At 61.8% G+C, this 21974-nt stretch carries 22 protein-coding genes; 7 read left to right on the top strand and 15 right to left on the bottom strand.

All coding sequences use genetic code 11. From position 1 onward, the window contains the following. Positions 1–49 precede the first annotated feature (49 nt). The 5 genes from M729_RS0126660 to M729_RS0126640 form a co-directional block, all read right to left on the bottom strand. Entirely contained in the window at positions 50–415 is a 366-nt protein-coding gene (locus tag M729_RS0126660) for a PRC-barrel domain-containing protein (protein ID WP_027163382.1), read from the bottom strand. Between the two features lie 86 nt (positions 416–501). Further along, positions 502–705 carry a dodecin family protein gene (locus M729_RS0126655; RefSeq protein WP_013531476.1) on the bottom strand — a complete coding sequence of 68 codons (204 nt, stop codon included), beginning with the start codon at positions 703–705 and terminating at the stop codon, positions 502–504. Between the two features lie 95 nt (positions 706–800). Further along, complete coding sequence (gene kdsA, locus M729_RS0126650; protein WP_027163381.1) at positions 801–1646, bottom strand: 3-deoxy-8-phosphooctulonate synthase; 846 nt, start codon at positions 1644–1646, stop codon at positions 801–803. Beyond that, positions 1643–2530, bottom strand: a complete 888-nt coding sequence (locus tag M729_RS0126645) for a VOC family protein (RefSeq protein WP_027163380.1) — start codon at positions 2528–2530, stop codon at positions 1643–1645. Before M729_RS0126645 ends, kdsA begins: the two co-directional genes overlap by 4 nt. Positions 2531–2648: 118 nt before the next feature. Beyond that, positions 2649–2939, bottom strand: coding sequence for a Dabb family protein (locus M729_RS0126640; protein ID WP_027163379.1), 291 nt, complete (start codon positions 2937–2939; stop codon positions 2649–2651). 572 nt (positions 2940–3511) lie between these two features. Between M729_RS0126640 and M729_RS0126630 the strand changes: the two genes are divergently transcribed. Both M729_RS0126630 and M729_RS0126625 read left to right on the top strand, forming a co-directional pair. Next, the gene (locus M729_RS0126630; protein ID WP_013531472.1) at positions 3512–4768 is read left to right on the top strand and encodes a cyclopropane-fatty-acyl-phospholipid synthase family protein; all 1257 of its coding nucleotides are present in this window, start codon (positions 3512–3514) and stop codon (positions 4766–4768) included. Between the two features lie 137 nt (positions 4769–4905). Further along, positions 4906–5907 (top strand): glycerophosphodiester phosphodiesterase family protein, encoded by a 1002-nt coding sequence (locus M729_RS0126625; protein ID WP_027163378.1) that lies wholly within the window; start codon positions 4906–4908, stop codon positions 5905–5907. A gap of 31 nt (positions 5908–5938) precedes the next feature. Here the strand turns inward: M729_RS0126625 and M729_RS0126620 are convergent, their stop codons facing one another. Both M729_RS0126620 and M729_RS0126615 read right to left on the bottom strand, forming a co-directional pair. After that, a complete protein-coding gene (locus tag M729_RS0126620; protein WP_027163377.1) occupies positions 5939–7918 on the bottom strand; it encodes a bifunctional 2',3'-cyclic-nucleotide 2'-phosphodiesterase/3'-nucleotidase in 1980 nt (659 codons plus the stop codon). Positions 7919–8067: 149 nt separating this feature from the next. Further along, positions 8068–9333 carry an NAD(P)/FAD-dependent oxidoreductase gene (locus M729_RS0126615; protein ID WP_027163376.1) on the bottom strand — a complete coding sequence of 422 codons (1266 nt, stop codon included), beginning with the start codon at positions 9331–9333 and terminating at the stop codon, positions 8068–8070. Between the two features lie 163 nt (positions 9334–9496). Here M729_RS0126615 and M729_RS0126610 point away from each other — a divergent pair, with 163 nt between their 5' ends. Further along, on the top strand, positions 9497–10147 hold the full coding sequence (locus M729_RS0126610) for a 5-formyltetrahydrofolate cyclo-ligase (protein ID WP_027163375.1): 651 nt from the start codon (positions 9497–9499) through the stop codon (positions 10145–10147). On the opposite strand, the gene M729_RS0126605 is transcribed toward M729_RS0126610, so the two are convergent. Next, complete coding sequence (locus M729_RS0126605) at positions 10144–10617, bottom strand: Lrp/AsnC family transcriptional regulator (RefSeq protein ID WP_024505089.1); 474 nt, start codon at positions 10615–10617, stop codon at positions 10144–10146. The genes M729_RS0126610 and M729_RS0126605 overlap by 4 nt on opposite strands. 156 nt (positions 10618–10773) lie before the next feature. Between M729_RS0126605 and ald the strand changes: the two genes are divergently transcribed. Further along, a complete protein-coding gene (gene ald, locus M729_RS0126600) occupies positions 10774–11889 on the top strand; it encodes an alanine dehydrogenase (protein ID WP_027163374.1) in 1116 nt (371 codons plus the stop codon). 205 nt (positions 11890–12094) lie between these two features. Next, entirely contained in the window at positions 12095–13381 is a 1287-nt protein-coding gene (locus tag M729_RS0126595) for an outer membrane beta-barrel protein (RefSeq protein ID WP_027163373.1), read from the top strand. Between the two features lie 234 nt (positions 13382–13615). Here M729_RS0126595 and M729_RS0126590 read toward each other — a convergent pair whose 3' ends face one another. The 6 genes from M729_RS0126590 to M729_RS0126565 all read right to left on the bottom strand — a co-directional run bounded on the left by M729_RS0126590 (position 13616) and on the right by M729_RS0126565 (position 18161). Continuing rightward, on the bottom strand, positions 13616–14083 hold the full coding sequence (locus M729_RS0126590) for a DUF1203 domain-containing protein (RefSeq protein WP_027163372.1): 468 nt from the start codon (positions 14081–14083) through the stop codon (positions 13616–13618). Positions 14084–14240: 157 nt separating this feature from the next. Further along, a complete protein-coding gene (locus M729_RS0126585; RefSeq protein ID WP_013531463.1) occupies positions 14241–14798 on the bottom strand; it encodes an OmpA family protein in 558 nt (185 codons plus the stop codon). Positions 14799–14909: 111 nt separating this feature from the next. Next, positions 14910–15473 carry a GNAT family N-acetyltransferase gene (locus tag M729_RS0126580; protein ID WP_013531462.1) on the bottom strand — a complete coding sequence of 188 codons (564 nt, stop codon included), beginning with the start codon at positions 15471–15473 and terminating at the stop codon, positions 14910–14912. Positions 15474–15478: 5 nt separating this feature from the next. Continuing rightward, positions 15479–16345 carry a 3-mercaptopyruvate sulfurtransferase gene (gene sseA, locus M729_RS0126575; RefSeq protein ID WP_027163371.1) on the bottom strand — a complete coding sequence of 289 codons (867 nt, stop codon included), beginning with the start codon at positions 16343–16345 and terminating at the stop codon, positions 15479–15481. A gap of 38 nt (positions 16346–16383) precedes the next feature. Beyond that, a complete protein-coding gene (locus M729_RS0126570; protein ID WP_027163370.1) occupies positions 16384–17127 on the bottom strand; it encodes an alanyl-tRNA editing protein in 744 nt (247 codons plus the stop codon). Next, positions 17127–18161, bottom strand: a complete 1035-nt coding sequence (locus M729_RS0126565; protein WP_027163369.1) for a cysteine synthase A — start codon at positions 18159–18161, stop codon at positions 17127–17129. The genes M729_RS0126570 and M729_RS0126565 overlap by 1 nt, the downstream gene beginning before the upstream one ends. Positions 18162–18388: 227 nt before the next feature. Between M729_RS0126565 and M729_RS0126560 the strand changes: the two genes are divergently transcribed. Together M729_RS0126560 and M729_RS0126555 are read left to right on the top strand one after the other, a co-directional pair. Then, positions 18389–19210: an SDR family oxidoreductase gene (locus M729_RS0126560; protein ID WP_024505081.1), complete on the top strand. Its 822-nt coding sequence runs from the start codon at positions 18389–18391 to the stop codon at positions 19208–19210. 78 nt (positions 19211–19288) lie between these two features. Continuing rightward, complete coding sequence (locus tag M729_RS0126555) at positions 19289–20263, top strand: alpha/beta fold hydrolase (protein WP_027163368.1); 975 nt, start codon at positions 19289–19291, stop codon at positions 20261–20263. 106 nt (positions 20264–20369) lie between these two features. On the opposite strand, the gene M729_RS0126550 is transcribed toward M729_RS0126555, so the two are convergent. Beyond that, the gene (locus M729_RS0126550; RefSeq protein ID WP_027163367.1) at positions 20370–21794 is read right to left on the bottom strand and encodes a DEAD/DEAH box helicase; all 1425 of its coding nucleotides are present in this window, start codon (positions 21792–21794) and stop codon (positions 20370–20372) included. Between the last annotated feature and the right edge of the window lie 180 nt (positions 21795–21974).

Below are 21974 nucleotides of genomic sequence, written 5' to 3'. Positions count from 1 at the left end.
AATCCAAAGCGGCCCCGTCTCTCTCGACGGGGCCGCTTTGTCGTTGTTGTTAATGCCAGTAAGGCGTGACCTTGTAATAATTGTAGGATTCGTCGCGCGCCGCCTCGCCATCGGCACCGGTCAGTTCGTTGATCGAATAGGCCGGTGCCGCCCTGAGTTGTTCCTTGGAAAACGGCACGACATAACCGCCCTTGTCCTCATCATAGTCGAGGCTTGCCCAGGGAATGGCGTGATATTTCTCGCCGATACCAAGGAAGCCGCCAAAGCCGATGACCGCGAACATGATGCCGTTCGCCATCTTGTCGAGCATCACATCCTCTATGCTGCCGATGCTTGTGCCTTCGGTGTTGTAGACCGATGTGCCGATGACCCGCGAAGCGGCGATGGCTTGGGTGTGGCCAGTCTGGGTTGCCATGATTGTGCTCCTCATTGTGGTTTCGAACCATACTTGGACAATGAGGGGCGCGGGCGAAGGTTCCCGACTTTTTCGGCGTCGACCGATCACTCCGCGAGGATGAAGGTAACCTTCATGTTGACGCGATAAGCAACGATCTTGCCGTCCTGGACGACGATCTTCTGGTCCTGGATCCAGGCGCCCTCGACGTTCTTCAGCGTTTTGGATGCGCGCGCAATTCCCTGTTCGATGGCGTCCTGAAAGCTCTTCTTCGACGACGATGTGATTTCGGTGACGCGGGCGACAGACATGGCTTCCTCCTGCCAAAACGCTCATTTGCCGGTAGAGCGTACAGGCGGCTTGCGCCGTCCACAAGCATCGGCGGTCGACAGAGGATATGTCCGGCCTAGAGACCCTTGGCGATGCGGTCGAATGCCATCAGCCGCTCGAGTAGAGCGGGCATGTCCTTCAACGGCAGCATGTTGGGGCCGTCGGAAGAGGTCGAGTTGTCAGGATCCTGATGGGTCTCGATGAAGACGCCGGCAACGCCGACAGCGACGGCCGCGCGCGCCAGCGTCTCGACAAAACGACGTTCACCGCCCGAGGAACTGCCCTGCCCGCCCGGCTGCTGCACCGAATGGGTCGCATCGAAGATCACCGGCGCGCCGATCTCTGCCATGACAGGCAAAGCGCGCATGTCGGAGACCAGCGTGTTGTAGCCGAAAGAAGCACCGCGCTCGGTGGTCAGCACATTGGCATTGCCGGATCCGGTGATCTTGGCGACGACGTTCTTCATGTCCCAGGGGGCAAGGAACTGTCCCTTCTTCACGTTGATGACCTTGCCGGTTTTCGCCGCGGCGACCAGCATGTCGGTCTGGCGCGACAGGAAAGCCGGAATCTGCAGGACATCGACATGCGGCGCCACGATGGCGCACTGCTCCTCGGTGTGGACATCGGTCAGCACCGGGAGCGAAAATTCCTTGCGCAGTTCGTCGAAGACGGGAAGTGCCGCGTCCATGCCGGCGCCGCGCGTCGCCGACAGCGAGGTGCGGTTGGCCTTGTCGTAGCTGGTCTTGTAGACGAGGCCTATTCCGAGCCTGCCGGTCAGTTCCTTCAGCGCGCCGGCCATGTCGAAAGCGTGCTGACGCGACTCGAACTGGCACGGGCCGGCGATCAGCGACAGAGCCGCCTTGTTGTCGAAGACGACATTGCCGACAATTACCGCTGAATTGGGCGCGACGGGCTTGTTCATTTGGTCTCCCGGAAGATGAAAGCCGCGCCCTGTCCGGGTGCAGGCTGCACGACAATATCATTGCCCGCTATATCGTGTTGGATGGAATTGGCCGCAAGCAGCCTCGATGTCACATTGGCGTTCCGAACCGAAAAGACCACCGCTGCGAAGCGTAGATCTGTCGGCGCGCCGGCCGGCAGGCCAAAGCGCGCGGTGAAAGCCGCGCGGTCAAGCACGCTCAAATCTGCATTCGGCAGGGAAAACATGCCGCCCTGCCTTTCGGCGGCCGGATTGTCCACCGTGACAGAAATCAACTCATGCTGCTTTCCAGGCGCATCGCTGACCGCCAAGATCTCGACAATTCCGGTCGCGCCGTTGGCGTGGGCCTGCAAAGCCGCGCGGTCGACATCAGGCGCGTTGACCCGCTCGCAGGCAAACAGGAAGGCGTCCGTGGCTTCGGCTCCGGCCGCGAAAGCGAGCTTGAACGATGCGATGTCGCTCTTGCCGGCTGGGTCGGTGAAAGCGCGCGAAAAACCCAGCATGTCTCCCGCCGAGATGCCGGCATCGACATAGCGTGCATGGTCGGCATCGGCATTGCCCGTACCTAGAACAATGGCGGAAAACCCCTCGTCGCCGTTGCTGTCGCGATAGGCGCGATCACGCGTGACGAAGACATTGCCGTCCGCGATAGCCTTTGCCGCCACCTGCTCGTCGCCGACCGCCAGCGGTTCGAGATACGTGCCGTCGGCCAGGAAAACACAGCAGTTTTCCGTTCCGAAGGGATGGATGCCGGTCGGGGCCACGACGAAGCCAAGCGCGGCGAGCCGGGCTCGCGCCACCTCAAGGCTCTGCGTTGGCAGCACCAGGTGATCGAGCGGATGAGTGCCAGTGATGGTTCGGGTCATGCAGCCGCGATGTGCATCATTCCGCAAATCGGTTCAAGACTTGATCGCAATCCCGGCCATTTCGCCCCCGCCAGTTCACCGGACGTCGAAAAAGGCACCAGTTGGGACAAAGCCTCGATCAGCTTCCGGCAATGACATCGGCGGAATAGCGCAGTTCGCGCATCGGTTTGACCTTGCTGGTGGTCTGCGCATAGAGCGGGTGCGCCTTGTAGGCGGCCAGCGCGGCGTCATCGGCGAACTCCGCATAGACGACCACGTCGACCTCGTCCGACAGCGGATCCACCTTGGTGTTGAGCGTGACCTCGAACAGGCTGGAATGAGGAATGTTGCCGAGCGCCAGCAAGCCGGTGCGCACAGCCTCGACATCCTCTTTTCGCCGTGCGCTGAAGAAAACGATATGCCGGATCAACCCCGCCTCCTCGATCAAAATGCTGGGGTCTTTTGTGACGGCAGGACGTTGGCGTCAATCGACTAGGATGTCGCGGCTGCCGCCACTGGAGTTAAGCTCTGCCGGTAACATATCGCACAACATGGCTAAGCTCTCTCACTGTTGTGTCGAGATAGCGGCCCTGATTGTACATGCCATCCCAGATCAGGAAAAACGCGATGGCGGCAATGGCGATTACATAACGCATGGCTAGATCTATCGCACGAGCAATTCTGCGACCATAGGCGTTTTTTGCGCGCTCGGCCTTTGCTGTGCAAAAAAGCGGATTCTCGCTGGCGCAAGCATTCCGCGTGGCACAGCCCCGCTTGCGGCCTGCCTCTTGAAGTTTCGCCGCATGACGTGGAAGATCGCCGCAGGGATTCACTGGGAAGCGCTAAAGCTCTGGTAAAAGAGCGCGTGTTTCATTCGAGCCCGCCCGTCACTGAGCCGGTCAGCGCCCGGGACCGGCAACGGCGTTCGAAGCTGGCGAATGATCCAAGAGAACCGTGGCTCGGCAATCTGCCCCGACACCGCGGAAATCCAGGGGGCACGAGATGGCACAAAAGGAACTATTTGGCGCAGCATTGAGCGACGCGGTCAGGCTCGATGAGTTCAATTTCGCCGAGATCGTCAAAGGTCTGCCGGCGAAAGCGCGCATGGTGCTGTCGGCGGCGATGAACCTGCCGCGCGGTTCGCTCAAGGTGAGGCTGCCGGACGGCCGCGCCGTCCTCGTCGGCGGCAAGGGACCTGGCCCAGATGCCGAACTGGTGCTGAAGAATTGGCGCTTGCCCGGCCGCGCCTTTTCCGGCGGCACGATCGGCGTAGCCGAATCCTACATGGACGGCGATTGGGAAAGCCCTGATGTGACCAGCTTCCTGGAGCTATTCGTGGTCAATTCGGTCATTGGCGAGCGTATCGCGGGCGGCACCAGTTGGCTGATCAACACCGTCCAGCGCATCCGCCACTGGTTCAACCAGAACACCCGCACCGGTTCGAAGCGCAATATCTCGGCGCATTACGACCTCGGCAACGCCTTTTACAAGCAATGGCTCGATCCGAGCATGACCTATTCCTCGGCGCTCTACACGACCGGCGCCAACGACCTGGAAAGCGCCCAGGCCGCCAAATATCGCGCGCTGGCGAAAGACACAGGGATCGGCCCGAAGGACCATGTGCTGGAAATCGGCTGTGGCTGGGGTGGCTTCGCCGAATTCGCCGCGCGCGAGATCGGCTGCCGCGTCACCGGGTTGACGATCAGCCGCGAGCAGCACGATTTTGCAACGGCTCGCATCGCCAAGGCTGGCCTTGCCGACAAGGTCGACATCAAGCTGCAGGACTATCGCGACGAAACCGGCACCTATGACCGCATCGCCTCGATCGAGATGTTCGAGGCGGTCGGCGAGAAATACTGGCCGGTGTTTTTCGGCAAGATGAAGGCTTGCCTGAGACCCGGCGGCACCGCCGGCCTGCAGATCATCACCATCAACGAAGCCGCCTACGACACATATCGCGCAAGGCCGGATTTCATCCAGCGCTATGTTTTCCCGGGTGGCATGCTGCCGACACCGTCGATCCTGAAGACACTGGGCAAGGATCATGGCCTTGCCCATCTGCGCGAGCGCGTGTTTCCGGATGACTATGCGCGCACGCTTGCCGAATGGCGCCACCGGTTCTGGGCGTCATGGGAGAAGATCGTCCCGCTCGGCTTCGACGACCGCTTCAAGAAGCTCTGGGAGTTCTACCTGCACTATTGCGAGGCCGGATTCCGCGCCAGCTACATCGACGTGCGCCAGGTGGTCTACAAGGCGTAAGTCGACGCGTTCTTCGATTTCATTGCCGCCGACCAGGCGATATCGAGGATGATCTCGATATCGCCGCCCGCTCGCCGTCAAAAAGTCCGATCGCAAAGCAGGATGCCGCGCAGGACGGACGAATCGGAAATCACTTGATGCGCAAACGGACGATCTTCTTCGGCATCATCGTTGTCGCCGCGGCGGGCATCTGGCTCAACAACACCTCGCTGTTGTCGAGCCGCCCCGCCGGCAAGCCGGAAGTGCTTGCCCATCGCGGCCTTGCCCAGGACTACGCACGGGAAGGCATGACGGGTGAGACGTGCACGGCCAGTCGCATGTTGCCGCCGCGCCATGCCTACCTCGAAAACACGATCCCCTCGATGGAAGCAGCCTTCGCGCTGGACGCTGACGCGCTCGAACTGGATGTTCACCCGACGACAGACGGCAATTTCGCCGTCTTCCACGACTGGACGCTGGATTGCCGCACGGAAGGCAAGGGAGAAACACGCAACCATTCCATGGCCGAGTTGAAGACCCTCGATGTCGGCTATGGCTATACGGCGGATGGCGGCAAGACCTTTCCGTTTCGCGGCAAGGGTATCGGCATGATGCCGTCGCTGGATGAGGTTCTGGCGCACTTCCCGGCCCGCCGCTTCAACATCAACGTCAAGAGCAACGATCCGGGCGAAGGCGAAAAGCTGGCCGCACGGCTTGCCATGCTATCGCCGAACGAGCGCTTCTATCTCTCGGTCTATGGCGGCGACAAGCCGATTGCCGCAGTCAAGGCAGCACTGCCGGACATGCATACGCTGAGCCGCGCGTCGCTGACGCAATGCATTCTGCGCTATGCCGCGCTTGGCTGGAGCGGCTATGTTCCAGATGCCTGCCGAAAAGGTACCTTGCTCATTCCCGTCAACATCGCGAAATGGATGTGGGGTTGGCCGAACCGGTTTCTCGATCGCATGCAAGGCGTCGACAGCCGCGTCTATCTGCTCGGCCCGTACACCGGCGGCGACTTTTCGCAAGGGCTGGACGATCCCGAACTGATCAAGCAGCTGCCGAACGGTTATTCCGGCGGCATTTCCACCGATGCGCTGGATCTCGTCATGCCTGACATCAAGGAACGTTTCACCCAGCCGGCTCAATCCACGCCATAAGGCCGGGACTCAAGCCGACCCAAACCACCCTTCAAAGCAGGATGCGGTATTTCGCGAAACCTGCCTCGCCCTCGCCTGCCGGCTCGATCTTCAGCGATTTCACCTGCGCAATAAAATCCTTCGCCTTGGCGCCGGTTTCGAACACGGCGCTGGTTCCAGGCAGCGGCGCGAACGACCAGTTGTCGTCCGCGGACGGGTTGATTGTACCTTCGCTGACGATGTAGCGGACGATGACGTCGCGATTGGTGTCCGGCGCTTCGTAAATGATCTTCGAGGCATTGATATCAGGGAAATTGCCGCCGCCGCCGGCCCGGTAGTTGTTGGTCGCGACGACGAATTTCTGTTTGGGATCAATCGGTTTTCCGTCGAAACTCAGGTCGACGATGCGATTGGCGCCAGCGTTAGCCAGCCCGCCCTTGGCATCGTATTTCGGCGGCTGCGACAGGTCTATTTTATAGGTGACGCCGTCGATGACGTCGAAATTGTAGGACGGAAAATCGGTGTTGATGAGGGCCTGGTCGGCCTTCCCTGGCTCGATCCGGTTGAAGATCCCGGCCGACATTTCCAGCCATTCCTTGACCTGCCCACCGGTGATTTCGACCGCACGCACGGTGTTGGGATAGAGATAGAGGTCGGCGACGTTCTTGATAGCGATATCGCCGGCGGGCACGTCGGTATAGTAGTCGGCGCCGTTGCGTCCGCCGGCCTTGAACGGAGCGGCCGCCGACAGCAGCGGCACATCCTTCCATTGCGTGTTCTTCAGAATATCCCTGAGGTACCAGGTCTGCGCCTGGCTGACGACCTGCACCGACGGATCGTCGGCGACCAGCGCGAAATAGGAATAGAGCGGCGCGGAGGTCTTGCCAACGGGGCGGCGCACATAGGCCAGTGTTGCCTGGTGGTCCTGCTCAAGGGCCGCGATGATCCGCTTGTCGTCCGGGACAGTCGGTTTGTTCTTATTGTCGACGCGTTCGAAGATCGGCCGCGCCTCGGAGGTGGCGGAAACGACCTTCCATTTCGACCCATCGCGTTCCAGCATCAGGTCGATCAGCCCCATATGCGAGCCCCAGAAACCGCCCATGACGGCGGGTTTGCCCTGCAGCGTGCCCTTTTGCGTGTCGACACCATCGAGCGATTGGAAATCCTTCTTGCCGGGGAACACCAGATGCTGGTGCCCGGTGAACACCGCGTCGATGCCGTCGACGCCGGCGACGAAGAACGAAGCGTTCTCCATCATGTCGCCGTGCTTCACGTCGATGCCGGAATGCGACAGCGCAATGACGATGTCGGCGCCCGCCTCCTTCATCTGCGGCACCCAGGCCTTGGCCGCCTCGACGATGTCGCGCGTCTTGACGTTGCCTTCGAGGTTCTTGAGATCCCAGACCATGATCTGCGGCGGCACGAAGCCGATGATGCCGATCCTGATCGGCTGCTCGGCGCCCGAACCGTCCTTGATCTTCTTGTCGAGGATGACATAGGGCTTGAGATAGAGCTTGTCGTCGCGCGGGTTCGCGGCAAGCTCCGTGCCGCGGATCAGATTGGCGCAGACGAAGGGAAAATTGGCGCCGGCCAGCACCTTGTCCAGGAACGACAGGCCATAGTTGAACTCGTGGTTGCCCAGCGTCGAGCACTCGTAGCCGAGCAGGTTCATACCCTTCATGATCGGATGCAGGTCGCCGTCCTTCAGGCCCTTCTCATAGGCGATGTAGTCGCCCATCGGATTGCCCTGCAGCAGGTCGCCATTGTCGATCAGCATCGAATTCACCGCTTCCTTGCGCACGGCGTCGATCAGGGAGGCCGTGCGCGACAAGCCCAGCGTGTCGTTCGCTTTGTCGGCGTAATAATCGTAAGGCAGCACGTTCACATGGATGTCGGTGGTCTCCATGATCCGGAGATGCGCCTGGTTGGCCTGTGCGCGAGCGGAGAAGGGATGAAGCACGATCAGCGCCCCTGTAGCTGCGGTGCCAGCGAGGAAATCGCGGCGGGAGACGGGATGGAGCAGTTGCGACATGTTTTCTCCTCATCGACAACGTGACACGCCCTGCCCCGAAGCGAACTTCGCGCCGAAATCGGCTCAAGTCCATTCAAGAAGTTGCGTGCATCGGAAGGTCAGTCGACCAGCAACAGATGACGTGCGGATGAACGGTGCCGGTGAAGAAATCAGCCCTTGTCGTCGTCGCCCTGGGTGATCAGCCGCGCGCTGCGTTGCCCCGTCGCGTAAATCCATAGCCAGCTCAGCGAAACAGCAAGCCGGTTGCGAAAGCCGATCAGGAAATAGATGTGGGCCACTCCCCACAGCCACCAGGCGAGCCAGCCGGTGAGCTTGATCCAGCCGAAATCGATGGCGGCGGCGCGTTTGCCGATCGTCGCCAGATCGCCGGCATGCCTGTAGTGGAAAGGACGCGCGGTCGTGTCGCCGCCGAGCCTGGCCTTGATGGTAGCCGCAACATGTCGGCCCTCCTGCTTGGCGGAAGGCGCCACGCCGGGAACCGGCCGCCCGTCTGGCCGCAGCACATGAGCGGCGTCGCCGATGACGAAGATCTCCGGGCTGCCACGCACACTTAGATCGGGCTCGACCAGCACCCTGCCCGCGCGGTCCGCCTTCGCTCCCAGCCATTCAGCGGCTGGCGAAGCGGCAACGCCGGCTGCCCACAGGATCGTTCGGACGGCCAGTTGCTTATCGCCAAACACGACACCTTCGGCGTCGCAGCGCGTGACGGCCCGGCCGAGCTCGACCGTCACGCCGAGCCGCTCGAGCGCTTTGCTGGCATAGTCGGAAAGTTTCGGCGCGAAATTGGCCAGAATGCGGTCGCCGGCCTCGATCAGCACCACGCGCGTCTGCCGCGTGTCGATGTTGCGGAACTCGCCGCGCAGCGTGTCATGCGCCAGCTCGACGATGGTGCCGGCAAGCTCGACGCCGGTCGGCCCGCCACCGACGATCGCAATGGTCAGCAGCGCCTGGCGCTTGGCGGGATCAGCCTCCCGCTCGGCCTGTTCGAAGGCCAGGAGAATTCGCCGCCGAATGGTGGTGGCGTCCTCCAGCGTCTTCAGGCCAGGCGCGAACGGCTCCCATTCGTCATGGCCGAAATAGGCGTGGCGGGCACCGGTGGCGAGCAGCAGCGTGTCGTAGGCGACCGCGCTGCCGTCATCGAGCAGCACGCGCTTGCCGGCGCGGTCGACACCGGTGACATTGGCGAGCAGCGTCGTCACATCCTTGCGCTTGCGCAGGAGGTGGCGGATCGGCCAGGCAACCTCGGAGGTGGCCAGCGCCGTCGTCGCCACCTGGTAGAGCAGCGGCTGGAAGAGGTGATGGTTGCGCTTGTCGATCATGGTGATGCGCACGGGAGCGCCGGCAAGCGCACGGGTGAACTCGAGGCCGCCGAAACCCGCGCCGACAACGACGACATGATGCCTGGCTTCGTTCATTTCGTTCACCTTGATAGCAAGATTGCCTGTCCTGCATGTAGGTATTTTTGTGCAATGCAACAACAGATGGCCAGTGCCCGAGACTCGTCGTTGCATGTCGTGAATGCACATGTTGTATCGTATCGCGAGGTATAGCGTCATCGAACACGCGATGAGGTGAGGCATGGCCAACGATCGTGACGACGATGCTCCGGCGCAGTATTCTTCGCCGCCCTGTTTCATGCACGAACTCGATCCGGAATTCCGTGCGCCTTCGAGCGACTGGACCGATGTGAGACGCTGGCGCAAGGCTGAGCGCGAACGCCTGATCGCCGCGCGTCTTGCTGTTTCGGCCGACGCGCGAACGGTAATGTCGCAACGCATCGCCGATGGCCTCGACGCGGTAATCGGCGAGATCGCCGGCCGCATGGTCAGTCTCTACTGGCCGTTTCGCGGCGAGCCGGATTTGCGGCCTTGGCTGGCGTCCGTAAACGAACGCGGCGGCCGCACCGCCCTGCCCATCGTCATCGAGAAGGGGCAGCCGCTGATCTTCCGCGCCTACAAAGCAGGCGACCGGCTGGAGAAAGGTGTCTGGAATATCCCGATCCCGGCCGAGGGCGATCCGGTGCTGCCGGACATCGTCATCTCGCCGATCGTCGGCATCGATCCCCTGAACTACCGCCTGGGTTATGGCGGCGGTTTCTTCGACCGTACGCTGGCAGCGATGCCGTTCAAGCCACTGGTCATCGGCGTCGGCTACGAGCTGCAGCGCATCGCGACCATCTACCCGCAGCCGCACGACATTCCGATGGATCGGGTGGTAACGGAGGCCTAGGCCATTTCCGGCTTCATGCCCATGGCGGTCCTGTCGACGATTTCGCGTAGCGCAAAGGACGAATTGATCTTGGTCACATGCGGCATCGCCGACAGCCATTCCTTGTGGATGCGCTCATAGTCGACGAGATCCTTCGCCGCGATCCGCAGGATGTAGTCGTATTCGCCCGACATCAGGTGACAGGACAGCACGTTCGGGCAGCGCTTGATCGCCGCCTCGAAATCCGACAGCGTCTTCTCGAACTGCCCCGACAGCGATATGTGCACGATCGCCGTCATCTGGTGGCCAAGTGCCACATTGGAAAGCCGGGCGTGGTAGCCGCGAATGGTTCCGGATTTCTCCAGATTGTCGAGCCGGCGCGAACAGGCCGACTGCGACAGGCCGACCTTCTCGGCCAGCGCCGCATTGGGTATCCTGCCATCCTTCTGCAAAGCCTCGAGAATGGCGATATCGATCCTGTCGAGCGGCATTATTCGTGAATCCTGCGAATATCTTGCTGTTTCGCGCAACAATTATCGAAACCGGCCGGTGGGCGCAAGCGCATTCGCAAACACCTGCGCAACGATTCGTGGTTCACTCCAGCCATACAGGGAACGAGCCCAAAAGGGCCGGATCAGGAGAAGAAAATGCGCATCGGCTGCCCCAAGGAAATCAAGAACCACGAATACCGCGTCGGCCTCACCCCCGGCTCGGTCCGCGAATATGTCGCCCATGGCCACGAAGTGCTGGTCGAGACCGGGGCCGGTGCCGGCATCGGCGCCGATGACAACGCCTATCGCGCCGCCGGCGCCACGATTGCCAAGACGGCCGCCGAGGTGTTCGCCAGGTCGGACATGATCGTCAAGGTCAAGGAGCCGCAGCCCAGCGAATGGGCGCAGCTTCGCGAAGGCCAGATCCTGTATACCTACCTCCACCTTGCTCCGGATCCGGAGCAGACCAAGGGCCTGCTTGCGTCCGGCGTGACCGCAATCGCCTACGAGACCGTGACCGACGACCGTGGCGGCCTGCCGCTGCTGGCGCCGATGTCGGAAGTTGCCGGACGCCTGTCGATCCAGGCCGGCGCCACGGCGCTGCAGAAGGCCAATGGCGGCCGCGGCGTGCTGCTGGGCGGCGTGCCCGGCGTGCTGCCCGGCAAGGTCACCGTGCTCGGCGGTGGCGTCGTCGGCCTGCACGCGGCCAGGATGGCGGCCGGCCTTGGCGCCGACGTCACCATCATCGACCGCTCGATCCCGAGATTGCGCCAGCTCGACGATCTCTTCGCCGGCCGCGTCCACACCCGTTACTCGACTGTCGAGGCGCTGGAAGAAGAGTGTTTTTCAGCCGACATCGTCGTCGGCGCGGTGCTGATCCCGGGTGCCGCGGCGCCAAAACTGGTTTCGCGCGAAATGCTGTCGGGCATGAAGAAAGGCTCGGTGCTGGTCGATGTCGCCATCGACCAGGGCGGCTGCTTCGAGACCTCGCACGCCACCACCCATGCCGACCCGACCTATGAGGTCGACGGCGTCATCCACTATTGCGTCGCCAACATGCCGGGTGCCGTGCCCGTCACGTCGGCCCACGCGCTCAACAACGCGACGCTTCACTACGGCCTGCAGCTCGCCGACAAGGGCCTGAAGGCGCTGGTCGACGATCATCACCTGCGCAACGGCCTCAATGTCCACAAGGGCAAGATCACCAACCGCGCAGTCGCCGAGGCGCTCGGCTACGAACTGGTCGAGCCGAAAGCGGTACTCGCCGCCTGATTTTCGCGAAAACAGCTCCTTTCAATCCAGCCCGCCGGTTCCATGCCGGCGGGTTTTTTCTTGCGAGCCTGTTTTTCAGGCAAAGCATGGCGTGGAAAGATGTGACGCAACGGCACTTTGCTCATCATTGTTGCATATTTGTCATTCCCGTGCCGGCCGGTTCCCTGCTAGAGACATTCTGGGTTTACTCATGGGGTACGGGCATATGTTCATTCGCACATCCGCGAAATCTTTTCTTCTTGGTGCTGTTTCTGCTGTGGCTTTGATATCTGCTGCTCACGCAGCAGACGTCGTGCAGCCGGTAGAAGAAGCTGCCGGCTTTAACTGGAGCGGTGCTTATGTCGGCATCGGCGGCGGCTTTGGCGCCAGCGTACACAAGTTCAGCGTGCCGGGCCTTGGCTTCAATGGCCTTGGTGGAAATGGCGTGTTTGGTGAATTGACGGCAGGCTACGACTACGTGGTTTCGGAGCGTTTCCTGCTCGGTGGTTTCATTGACGCAAATCTGAGCAACATTGGTCCCTCATTGAGCATTGCAGGCGGCGATGTCGATCTGACAAACTCTTATGGCTTCGATGTTGGCCTGCGTGCCGGCTACCTGCTCAATCCGAATACGTTGGGCTATGTGCTCGGCGGGTATACCTGGCAGCATTTCAAACTTGACGGATCGGGCGCTGCGGAAGGCTTGGAATTTTCGCAGAACCGCAGCGGCTATGTGCTCGGCGTTGGCATGGAAACCGTGCTGCGTGGCAACTGGACGTTGAAGACCGAATATCGTTACGCGGACTACGGTGACAAGTCGGTACTCGATCTTGGCGGTGCCTCTCTTGATGTCGAGCCTTCCACCCACACCTTCCATGTCGCGGCAAACTATCGCTTCGGCGCGCAAAATGGTGGCGGCACGTCCTTTGCCGCCCCGGCCTATGATTGGACCGGCTTCTATATCGGCGGTGCGCTCGGTGCCGGCACGATGGTGCATGATCTAAACCTCAATCTTGGGCTGGGCGGTAGCGGCGAACTCAACGGCATTGGCGGGGAAGGCGTGTTCGGTGAGGCGAGCGTCGGCTATGATCATGATTTCGGTAGCTGGGTCGCTGGCGTTCAGTTGGATGCCCGTTATTCCGGCATCCAGACCAAGCTTGATCTCGGCCCCGTTTCCATCAAGGGCGATGCCGATTACGGCTTCGATGCCCTTGCTCGAATCGGTGCCAAGGTCAACGAATCAACGCTGGCCTATGTGCTCGGCGGTTACAGCTGGCAGCACTTCGATCTGCATGCGGAAGCGCCGGGCGGTAGCGCAGACATCTACGACTGGGGCTCAAGCGGCTTCTCGATCGGTGGCGGCCTGGAAACTGCCGTTTCCAGCAATATGACCGTCGGTTTGGAATACCGTTATTCGCAGTATCAGAAGGAAGACTTCGGCTTGGGCGGCATCCTCGAGGACACCCCGTCCTTCCAGACCGTGCGTCTCGGCGCGAAGTACAAGTTCAACTAAAAGGCCCTCCAGCCAAACAGTTGCAGCCCGTCGGCCATGCCGGCGGGCTTTTTTGTTGCGCGGAATACCCCCGCGCCAAACGCAGGCAACAAAAAAGCGGAGCCAAAGCCCCGCTTCCTCGATGTCGAGATTTGCCGCCGGTTCATCCGCGGTCGGCAAATCGATCGACAATGGCTTTCTATCGCGATTATGCGACGGGAGTACGACAACTGTTCCCAGCGGCTAATCTCAGCCTCAAGCGCGCTCGATGCGGCACTGGTAGCAATTGTTGCGCGCCGAGCGGACATGGACGTAGGCGATCTCGTCGCGTTCCAACAAGGTCTTGGCCCGCCCGGTGATGTCTCCGGTCGGGACCACGCCGCCGCTGCCATAGACGATACGGTCATCCCTGCCATAGCCGCGCACGATGTAGTCGGGGCTTTCGAGAATCTCGGGCAGCGCCTCGCTCTCGGCAGCGCGGTCGCATGCCTCGGCATGCAGGAAGATCGGCCCGGTTTCGGCATAGGGCTGAAGCTCCGGGAATGGCCTGTATGCCAGAACAAGATAGGCATCGCCGGCTCCTATGTTCTTCAAACAATGCCGGCAAGGCATGCCGTCACCATCTGAGACCTTTCGCTCGGGCGTTTGGCCATAAGCATCGACGCCACCACGCTGCAGCGTCCTGACAGCTTCGGTCGGCAAAGCTTTGAACTGGATGGTCATGGAAAAATCTCCGGTGTCGTGATTGGAAATTATGTCCTTGAACCCTCGCCGCCCACCCGATTCCTGCCAAATGTCGAAAAGCCGATCGCCCCTCGGCGATCGGCTCTCATCAGATTCCTGTCAAAGGCGCCGGCTAATTAAAATTCGGAGCTGCGACTCAACGGATGAAATCGTCGAAGCGGCGCAGCGTCACCCGGCGATTCTGCCAGTTTTCGTTCTGCGTCTGCACCAGCAAAAACTCCTCACCGTAACCAACGGTTTCCAGTGCATGGCCGGGCACCCTAAATTCGCGCACCAATGTGCGCTTGAGCGAAGCGGCGCGTTGTTCGGACAGGGCCTGGTTCGACTGGAAGGAGCCGACGGCGTCGGTATGGCCCTCGATCAGCACGCGGGCGCCGGGATCGCGGCGCAGGATTCGCCGCAGCGCGTCGGCAATAGTCTCGATCTTGTCGTATTGCGAGTTGGCAATAGCCGCCGAACCGAAGGCGAAGTTGATCGACTGGATATCGATCGAGCGGGCCATGCGGCGCAAATCCGGGCGCCGCTTGAATTCCCGGATGGTGACGCGCTCGTTCGGCCGCAATTTCACACGCGGTGCCGCCTCGAGCTTCCGCTCGATCGTCGCGGCCGAAGGCGTTGTCGCCTGGGCTGCGGCCAGGCTTGGCATGGCAATCGCCGCGATCAGCGCGGCGGCAAGTGTACGGCGGGTCAGCATGTCTTCGTCTCCTTCGGCCTTTGCCGCATTGATGGTGCGGGCAACATGCCAAAAGCAGCCTGAAGGGCTGATGAACGACAGGTTCAGATTCGAGCTGGTGTCAGCTTCCGGCTAGGGCCGCATGACGCTGGCCGCGCGCTCGGCGAAAGGCAGCGGATGCACGATTTCCTTCTTTTGCGCCACCGGTGCAAAGCCGAGCTTCTGGTAAAGCGGCAGAGCCGCCGGATGATCGAGCGTGCAGGTCTGCACCGTCACGCGCTTCGGACCATGCGACCAGGCGGCTGCGATCGCGGAACCCAGGAACCAGCGGCCGATGCCTTGTCCCGTCGCATGTTCCATCATGCCGAAATAGGCGAGCTCGACTTCTTCCGGCAGATGCGGCTTGAGATCGAAGAAGCCGGCGGGTGCGCCGTCGAGATAAAGGACCCTGATGTCGCGATCCTCGCGATGAATGCCGGCGGCAAGCTCGTCGTCATCCAGCCTCAGCACATTGACCCAGTGCCATTTGCGCCCCACCCGGTCCATCAGATAGCGGTAGAAATGCAGCGGAATGTCCTTGGTCTTCAGCAGCGCGATCTGACGGTTGTAGGGCACCGGCGGCGAATAGGCCGGCGGCACATGCATCTCGAGAAACGTCACCGTGACGTCAATATCTTCCAGCGCGCCGTTTTCCATCGTCTTCATTCCTTGCCGATCACAACGGGGCCGGTCACGACAGGCGTGTCGGAAAGCCCGCCCCACTCCGTCCAGGAGCCGTCGTAAAGCCTGTTGTTGGTATGGCCAAGTGTTTCCAGCGCCAGCGTCACCACCGCTGCGGTAATGCCGGAGCCGCATGAGGTGACGACAGGTTTCGACAGATCGATGCCGGCCTCCTCGATCGCCTTGCGCAGGCGGTCCTTCGACAGCAGCTCGCCATTTTCCGACAGCGCCGAATAGGGCAGATTGCGCGCGCCAGGCATATGGCCGGAGCGGATACCCGCGCGCGGCTCAGGTTCAGTGCCGGTGAAGCGGCCCGGCCCACGGGCGTCGGCGATCTGGCTTGCCCTGGTGTCGACGATCCGGCGCATGTCGGCGAGGCTGGCGACGCGCCCGGAGTCGAAATCGGCATGAAACACGCTTGGCGCGATCTTCGTCGGCTCAGCCGTCACCGGTCTGCCGGCGGCTTTCCAGCCATCGAAGCCGCCATCCAGAATATAGGTCTGGAAGACGCCCATCACCCTGAACATCCACCACGCCCGGGGCGCCGAGAAGAAACCCGGACCATCGTAGACGACGATGGTGTCATCGGCCGAAACGCCCATGGCGCCGACATACTGGGCAAAATGCTGCGGTGACGGCAGCGTATGCGGCAAGGGCGAATCCGGACCCGAAACCGCATCCTGATCCAGAAATCGTGCGCCCGGGATGTGGGCCGAATCATACTCGCCGCGCGCATCGCGCTTCTGCGCCGGGAGATACCAGGATGCGTCGATGATCGTCAGGCCCGGCTCGCCGAGACGTTGCTGCAGCCAGTCTGCGTCGACGGTGAAGGGGCTGTCCTCGGCCATTTTGTGCTCCTGCTCGCCTTTTGGCGATCACTGTCTGTTCAGTTTGCCGGCATCGGCCCAAAGCGGATGCGGAAGCGCCGGTTTTCACGGCCCTTCTTCTCGATCTTGCCGATGTGGATTTCGCCGACTTCGCCAGTGCTCTTCACATGGGTGCCGCCGCAGGGCTGGCTGTCCACCGAGGCGTTGTCACCGATACAGACCAGGCGGATCTTGCCGGTGCCGGCCGGCGGCCGAACGTTCTTGGATTTCACCAGGCCGGGATTGGCGGCCAGTTCCTCGTCACTGATCAGCCTGACAAAGATCGGATGATCGGCCCGCACCAGCTCCATCAGCCCGGCGGTGATGTCCTCCTTGGTGAAGCCGGCATCCGGAGCGTCGAAGTCGACACGGCTGTCGTCCTCGGAAACGGCGGCACCGGTGATTGGAAACGGACAGACGACGGTGAGCAAATGGCAAGCCGCATGCATGCGCATCAGGAGATGCCGGCGTTCCCAGTCGATGGCCAGCCTCACCGTCTCGCCGACCTGTGGCACTGCTTGCTCCGGCGCCGGCACATGGATGATCTCGTCCTTGGTCTCGCCGGTGAGGGTAGCGGCAATGGCGATGCGGCTGCCGTCCGCGCGTTCGAGATAACCGGTATCGCCCGGTTGGCCGCCCGAAGTGGCGTAGAAGATCGTCCGGTCGAGGATGATGCCGCCGCGGTCGTTGACGGCAACGATCTTCGCATCCGCCGTGCGCAGATAGGCGTCGTCGCGAAACAGGGCATCCGTCCTGTTTGCCATCACGCGACCTTTTCGAACGGCACCGAAATTGTGCTCTTCAGCTCCATCCAGCCTGGCACCGGCAGTTGCTTCTCGCGCAGGAATTCCGGGTTGAACAGTTTTGACTGATAGCGCGTGCCGTAGTCACAAAGAATGGTCACGATGGTGTGGCCGGGACCCAATTCCCTGGCCAGGCGGATCGCGCCGGCAATGTTGATACCGGTCGAGCCACCGACGCAAAGCCCCTCTTCTTGGATCAGGTCGAAGACGATCGGCAGCGCATCCTCATCGGGGATCTGGAAGGAAAAGTCCGGCGTGAACCCTTCGAGATTGGCGGTGATGCGCCCCTGCCCGATGCCTTCGGTGATCGAGCTGCCTTCGGACTTCAGCTCGCCGCTGGTGTAGAAGGAGTAGAGCGCGGCCCCCAGAGGGTCGGCCAGCGCGATCTTCACATCCTTGCTTTTCGCCTTCAGCCCAAAGGCGACGCCGGCCAGCGTGCCGCCGGAACCGACCGCCGAGACAAAGCCATCGACCTTGCCCCCGGTCTGGCTCCAGATTTCCTCCGCTGTGGTGCGGATATGGCCGTCACGGTTGGCAACATTGTCGAACTGGTTGGCCCAGATGGCGCCGTTCGGCTCGGTCCGCGCCAGTTGCTCGGCCAGCCGCCCCGACAGTTTCACATAATTGTTAGGGTTCTTGTAGGGCACGGCAGGCACTTCGATCAGTTCGGCGCCGAGCAGCTTGATCGTGTCCTTCTTCTCCTGGCTCTGTGTGTCGGGAATGACGATGACGGTGCCATAGCCGAGCGCCTTGGCGACCAGCGTCAACCCGATGCCGGTGTTGCCCGCCGTTCCCTCGACGACGACGCCGCCGGGCCTCAGCAGCCCACGCTGCTCGGCGTCGCGGATGATGAACAGGCCGGCGCGATCCTTGACCGACTGGCCCGGATTCATGAATTCGGCCTTGCCCAGGATCTCGCAACCGGTTTGTTCCGAAGCTTTGTTGAGGCGGATCAAAGGCGTGTTGCCGATCGCGTCGATCACAGAACGGGGCATTCAGGATTCCTTGTGTAGGTGCGCCGAAACCCTAGAAACCCGAAGCTGCAGTTTCAAGGCAAGAATTTGTCTGGTCCAGTCGCATTTGCGGTACTGTAGTTGCGTCAGCGCTTCCCGAAACCGACCTCTTGCGCCACAGCTCATTTTCCGGCTGACGTTGAAAAGCAGCTTTTCATTCGATTTCTTCATCGCTAGAGCAAAGCACCAACAAGTCGACAGGGCGCAGCATGACACTCTACCGGGCCAACCCGAAGCACGGCGTCGCCTGGATCACGGGCGGATCGAGCGGCATCGGCCGTGCCCTGGCCAGGGATCTTGCTTCCCAGGGCTATGCCGTCGCGGTGACGGCGCTCGACGACGATCCGATCGACACGCTTGTCGTCGAGACCGCGCAGATGCCGGGCAGCGTCACGGCCTTTCCCTGCGACGTCACCGACGAGCCGCGCATGGCAAGGACCGTCGCTGCCATCGAGAAGGAGCTCGGTCCCATCGTGCTCGCCATCTTCAATGCTGGGAATTACATTTCGACGCCGGGGGAGAATCTTGTCGTCAACGACTTTCGCCGGTCCTTCGAGGTCAATTATTTCGGCATCATCAACGGCCTCGTGCCTGCGGTCGAACGCATGCGTGTGCGGGCGCGCGGCCATGTCGTGCTGGTCGGCTCCGTGACGTCCTATTTCGGCTGGCCGACAACGGCCGCCTATGGCGGCACCAAGGCGGCCATCAACATCCTGGCCGAGTCGCTGAAGTATGATTTCGACAAGATGAACGTGCGTATCCAGGTGTTCAATCCTGGCTTCATCGACACCCCGCTGACCGAGAAGAACATGCTGCCGATGCCGGGACTGATGCCGGTCAGCCGTGCGTCGCGCCGCATGGCGCGGGGCATCAAGTCGGGCGGTTTCGAAGTCCATTTCCCGCGCCGGACAAGCTGGCCGCTGAAACTGCTCGCCCTGCTGCCGAGGCCGTTGTGCAGAGGGTTTATCAGCCTGATGACCAGTTGGAAGGCGCGGCCTCTGCATTACGACCGCAAGCCGCCGATCGAATAGGACGCCTGAGAAATTGGCGGGCTCCTCGTTTCGGGCCGCCGTCGCCATGGTTGAGACAAGTGCTGCGTGGAGTCTGCGATGGGGCGACGGATCGTGCTTGCTGTGCTGGGCCTTATTGCCGTTCTCGCACTGGCCTTCGTGTTCGGCCCGCGCGTTCGCGTCGACACCACGATCCGTTTCGATCCCTCGCTCATCGGCGACGATCCGCAGGCCTATGTGGCAAAGGCGGAAGCCGCCATCCCCGGAATCCGAGACGGGCTGGAGAAGGAGATCGTCTGGGCCGATCCGTTGGTGCATGCCAGGACCCCGCTATCGATCGTCTACATCCACGGCTTTTCCGCATCGAAGGGCGAGGTCCGCCCGCTGCCTGACGAAGTGGCGGAACAGCTTGACGCCAATCTCTTCTACACACGGCTTACCGGTCATGGGCAGGATGGCGCGGCGATGACGCAAGGCAGCATCAACGCCTGGATCAACGACTATGAGGAGGCGCTCGCCATCGGCCGGGCGATCGGCGACAAGGTGATCGTCATCTCGACTTCGACCGGCGGCTCGCTGGCCGTCTGGGCGGCAACGCAGCCCGGTGCATCGGACGGAGTGGCGGCGATTGCGTTCATCTCCCCGAACTTCGGCGTCAAGGCTTCGGGCGCCGAGATCCTGACCATGCCGTGGGGCAAACAGATCGCCAGGCTGGTCGCCGGCAAGGAACATAGCTTCGTGCCGCGCAACGCGCTGCATGAAAAATTCTGGACCACCCGCTATCCGATCGAAGCAACCTTGCCGATGCAGGCGCTGACCGAGCTTGCCTATGGCGCGCCGGTGGAGAAGGCGACCATCCCTGCTTTGTTCATCTTTTCTGATTCGGACAAAGTGGTGCGGGCCGACCGCACCCGCGAGATTGCCGGGCTCTGGGGTGCGCCGCATGAACTGGTTCCGGTCGACGACACCGGCGACCCGGACAATCACGTCATTGCCGGCGACGCGCTGTCGCCATCGACCACGGCGTTTCTGGCGCAAAGGATCGCTGTCTGGATCGAAGCGGTGGTGAAGTAAGCCGACGCGAAAAAGGCGACCGAAGCATCGCTTCAGCCGCCCTTTCCTTAGTCTGTCCCGGCAATCAGCCAGGCTCTAAGCCTGACTGATTACAACGCGATCTGGCTTACGCAGCCCGCGCCGCCGGACGCTTGCCGCCGAAGCGGCGCTTGTTGTTGCCTTTGAAGGCCGACTTGGCGCCATCAGGCTTGCGCTCGCCGGCGAAGGCAGGCTTGTCGCCGAAGCGCTTCTTGCCAAAGCCGTTGCCTTTGTTCTCGCCACCGGGCCGCCTGCCGTCGCGACGACCATTGCGGTCGTTGCGATCATTGGCCGGCTCGAAACGCTCGTTCTTTTCAGCCGGATTGCGCACCGGATCCGGGCTGCCGAGATGGTCGGCAACGATCGGCAGCTTGGTGCGGATGATGCGCTCGACCTGGCGCAGCTTGCTGTTTTCGGAAGGATCGCAAAGCGTGATCGCGATGCCGTCCATGCCGTTGCGGCCGGTACGGCCGATGCGGTGCACGTAGCTCTCGGCTTCATCAGGCAGATCGAAATTCACGACATGGCTGATGCCGGGCACGTCGATGCCGCGCGCCGCGATGTCGGTCGCCACCAGAATGCGCACCGAACCGTCGCGGAAATCGTTGAGCGCCTTCTGGCGGGCGTTCTGCGACTTGTTGCCGTGGATGACGGCGGCCTTGAAGCCGTCGCGCTCGAGGTCCTTGGTCACCCTGTCGGCACCATGCTTGGTGCGCGAGAAGATGATGACGGACTTCATCGCTTCATCGGCGAGCATCGTCGACAGCACCTGGCGCTTCTGCTTGGTGCGGGCAAAGACGACGCCCTGCACGATCTCGGCCGCTGCCGTGCTTTGCGGCGCGACTTCGACGCGGATCGGGTTCTTCAGCAGACCCTTGGCCAGTTCGGCGATTTCATTGGGCATGGTCGCCGAGAACAGCACCGTCTGACGGTCGGGCGCGGTTGCCTTCGCGATGCGCTTGACGTCGTTGATGAAGCCCATGTCGAGCATACGGTCGCCCTCGTCAAGCACCAGCCATTTGGTGTCGGCAAGCACGAGGTCGCCCTCACGCACCAGGTCGGTCAACCGGCCGGGCGTTGCGATCAGGATGTCGACGCCGGGCGCAACCTTCTTCACCTGGCTGAAGCGCGAGACACCGCCAAGAACGAGCGCAGTCGAGACATGCGCGCCCTTGGCGAGGATCTTGATGGTGTCTTCGATCTGCACGGCGAGTTCGCGCGTCGGCGCCAGGATAAGCGCACGCGCCGTTTTCGGCCGGCGCTTGGTGCCGAGTGCAATGATCTTCGACAGGATCGGCAGCGCGAAGGCCGCGGTCTTACCGGAGCCGGTCTGGGCGATGCCGAAAATGTCACGGCCTTCCATCTGCGGCGGGATCGCCTGGGCCTGGATTGGCTTCGGCTCGGTGAAGCCGGCGTTGTGGGTGGCCTTGAGCAGCGCACCCGTAATACCCAGTGCCGCGAAACCGGTGAGTTCCGCTGTGTTGCTACCGGGCAAAGTGTTTTCGTTGGTCAAAATAATCTTCTTTCACGCGGCTTCTGGCCGCAAACATCGATGGCGGCAGGGCGCAACCTACCGTCGAAAAAATTGATATGGAACGACAAGGCGGGCGGACAGTAACGTCCACTCGGCTGCGCTGTCGTGCCCGCAGGCATCATGCCACGGGGCTTTTTCGCCGCTTTGTGATTTACCGGA

It is taken from the genome of Mesorhizobium sp. WSM1293 (assembly GCF_000513875.1).
Lineage (GTDB): Bacteria > Pseudomonadota > Alphaproteobacteria > Rhizobiales > Rhizobiaceae > Mesorhizobium > Mesorhizobium ciceri.
Note: the sequence above shows the minus strand (reverse complement) of the source record. Positions and strands in the feature narration are given on the sequence as shown.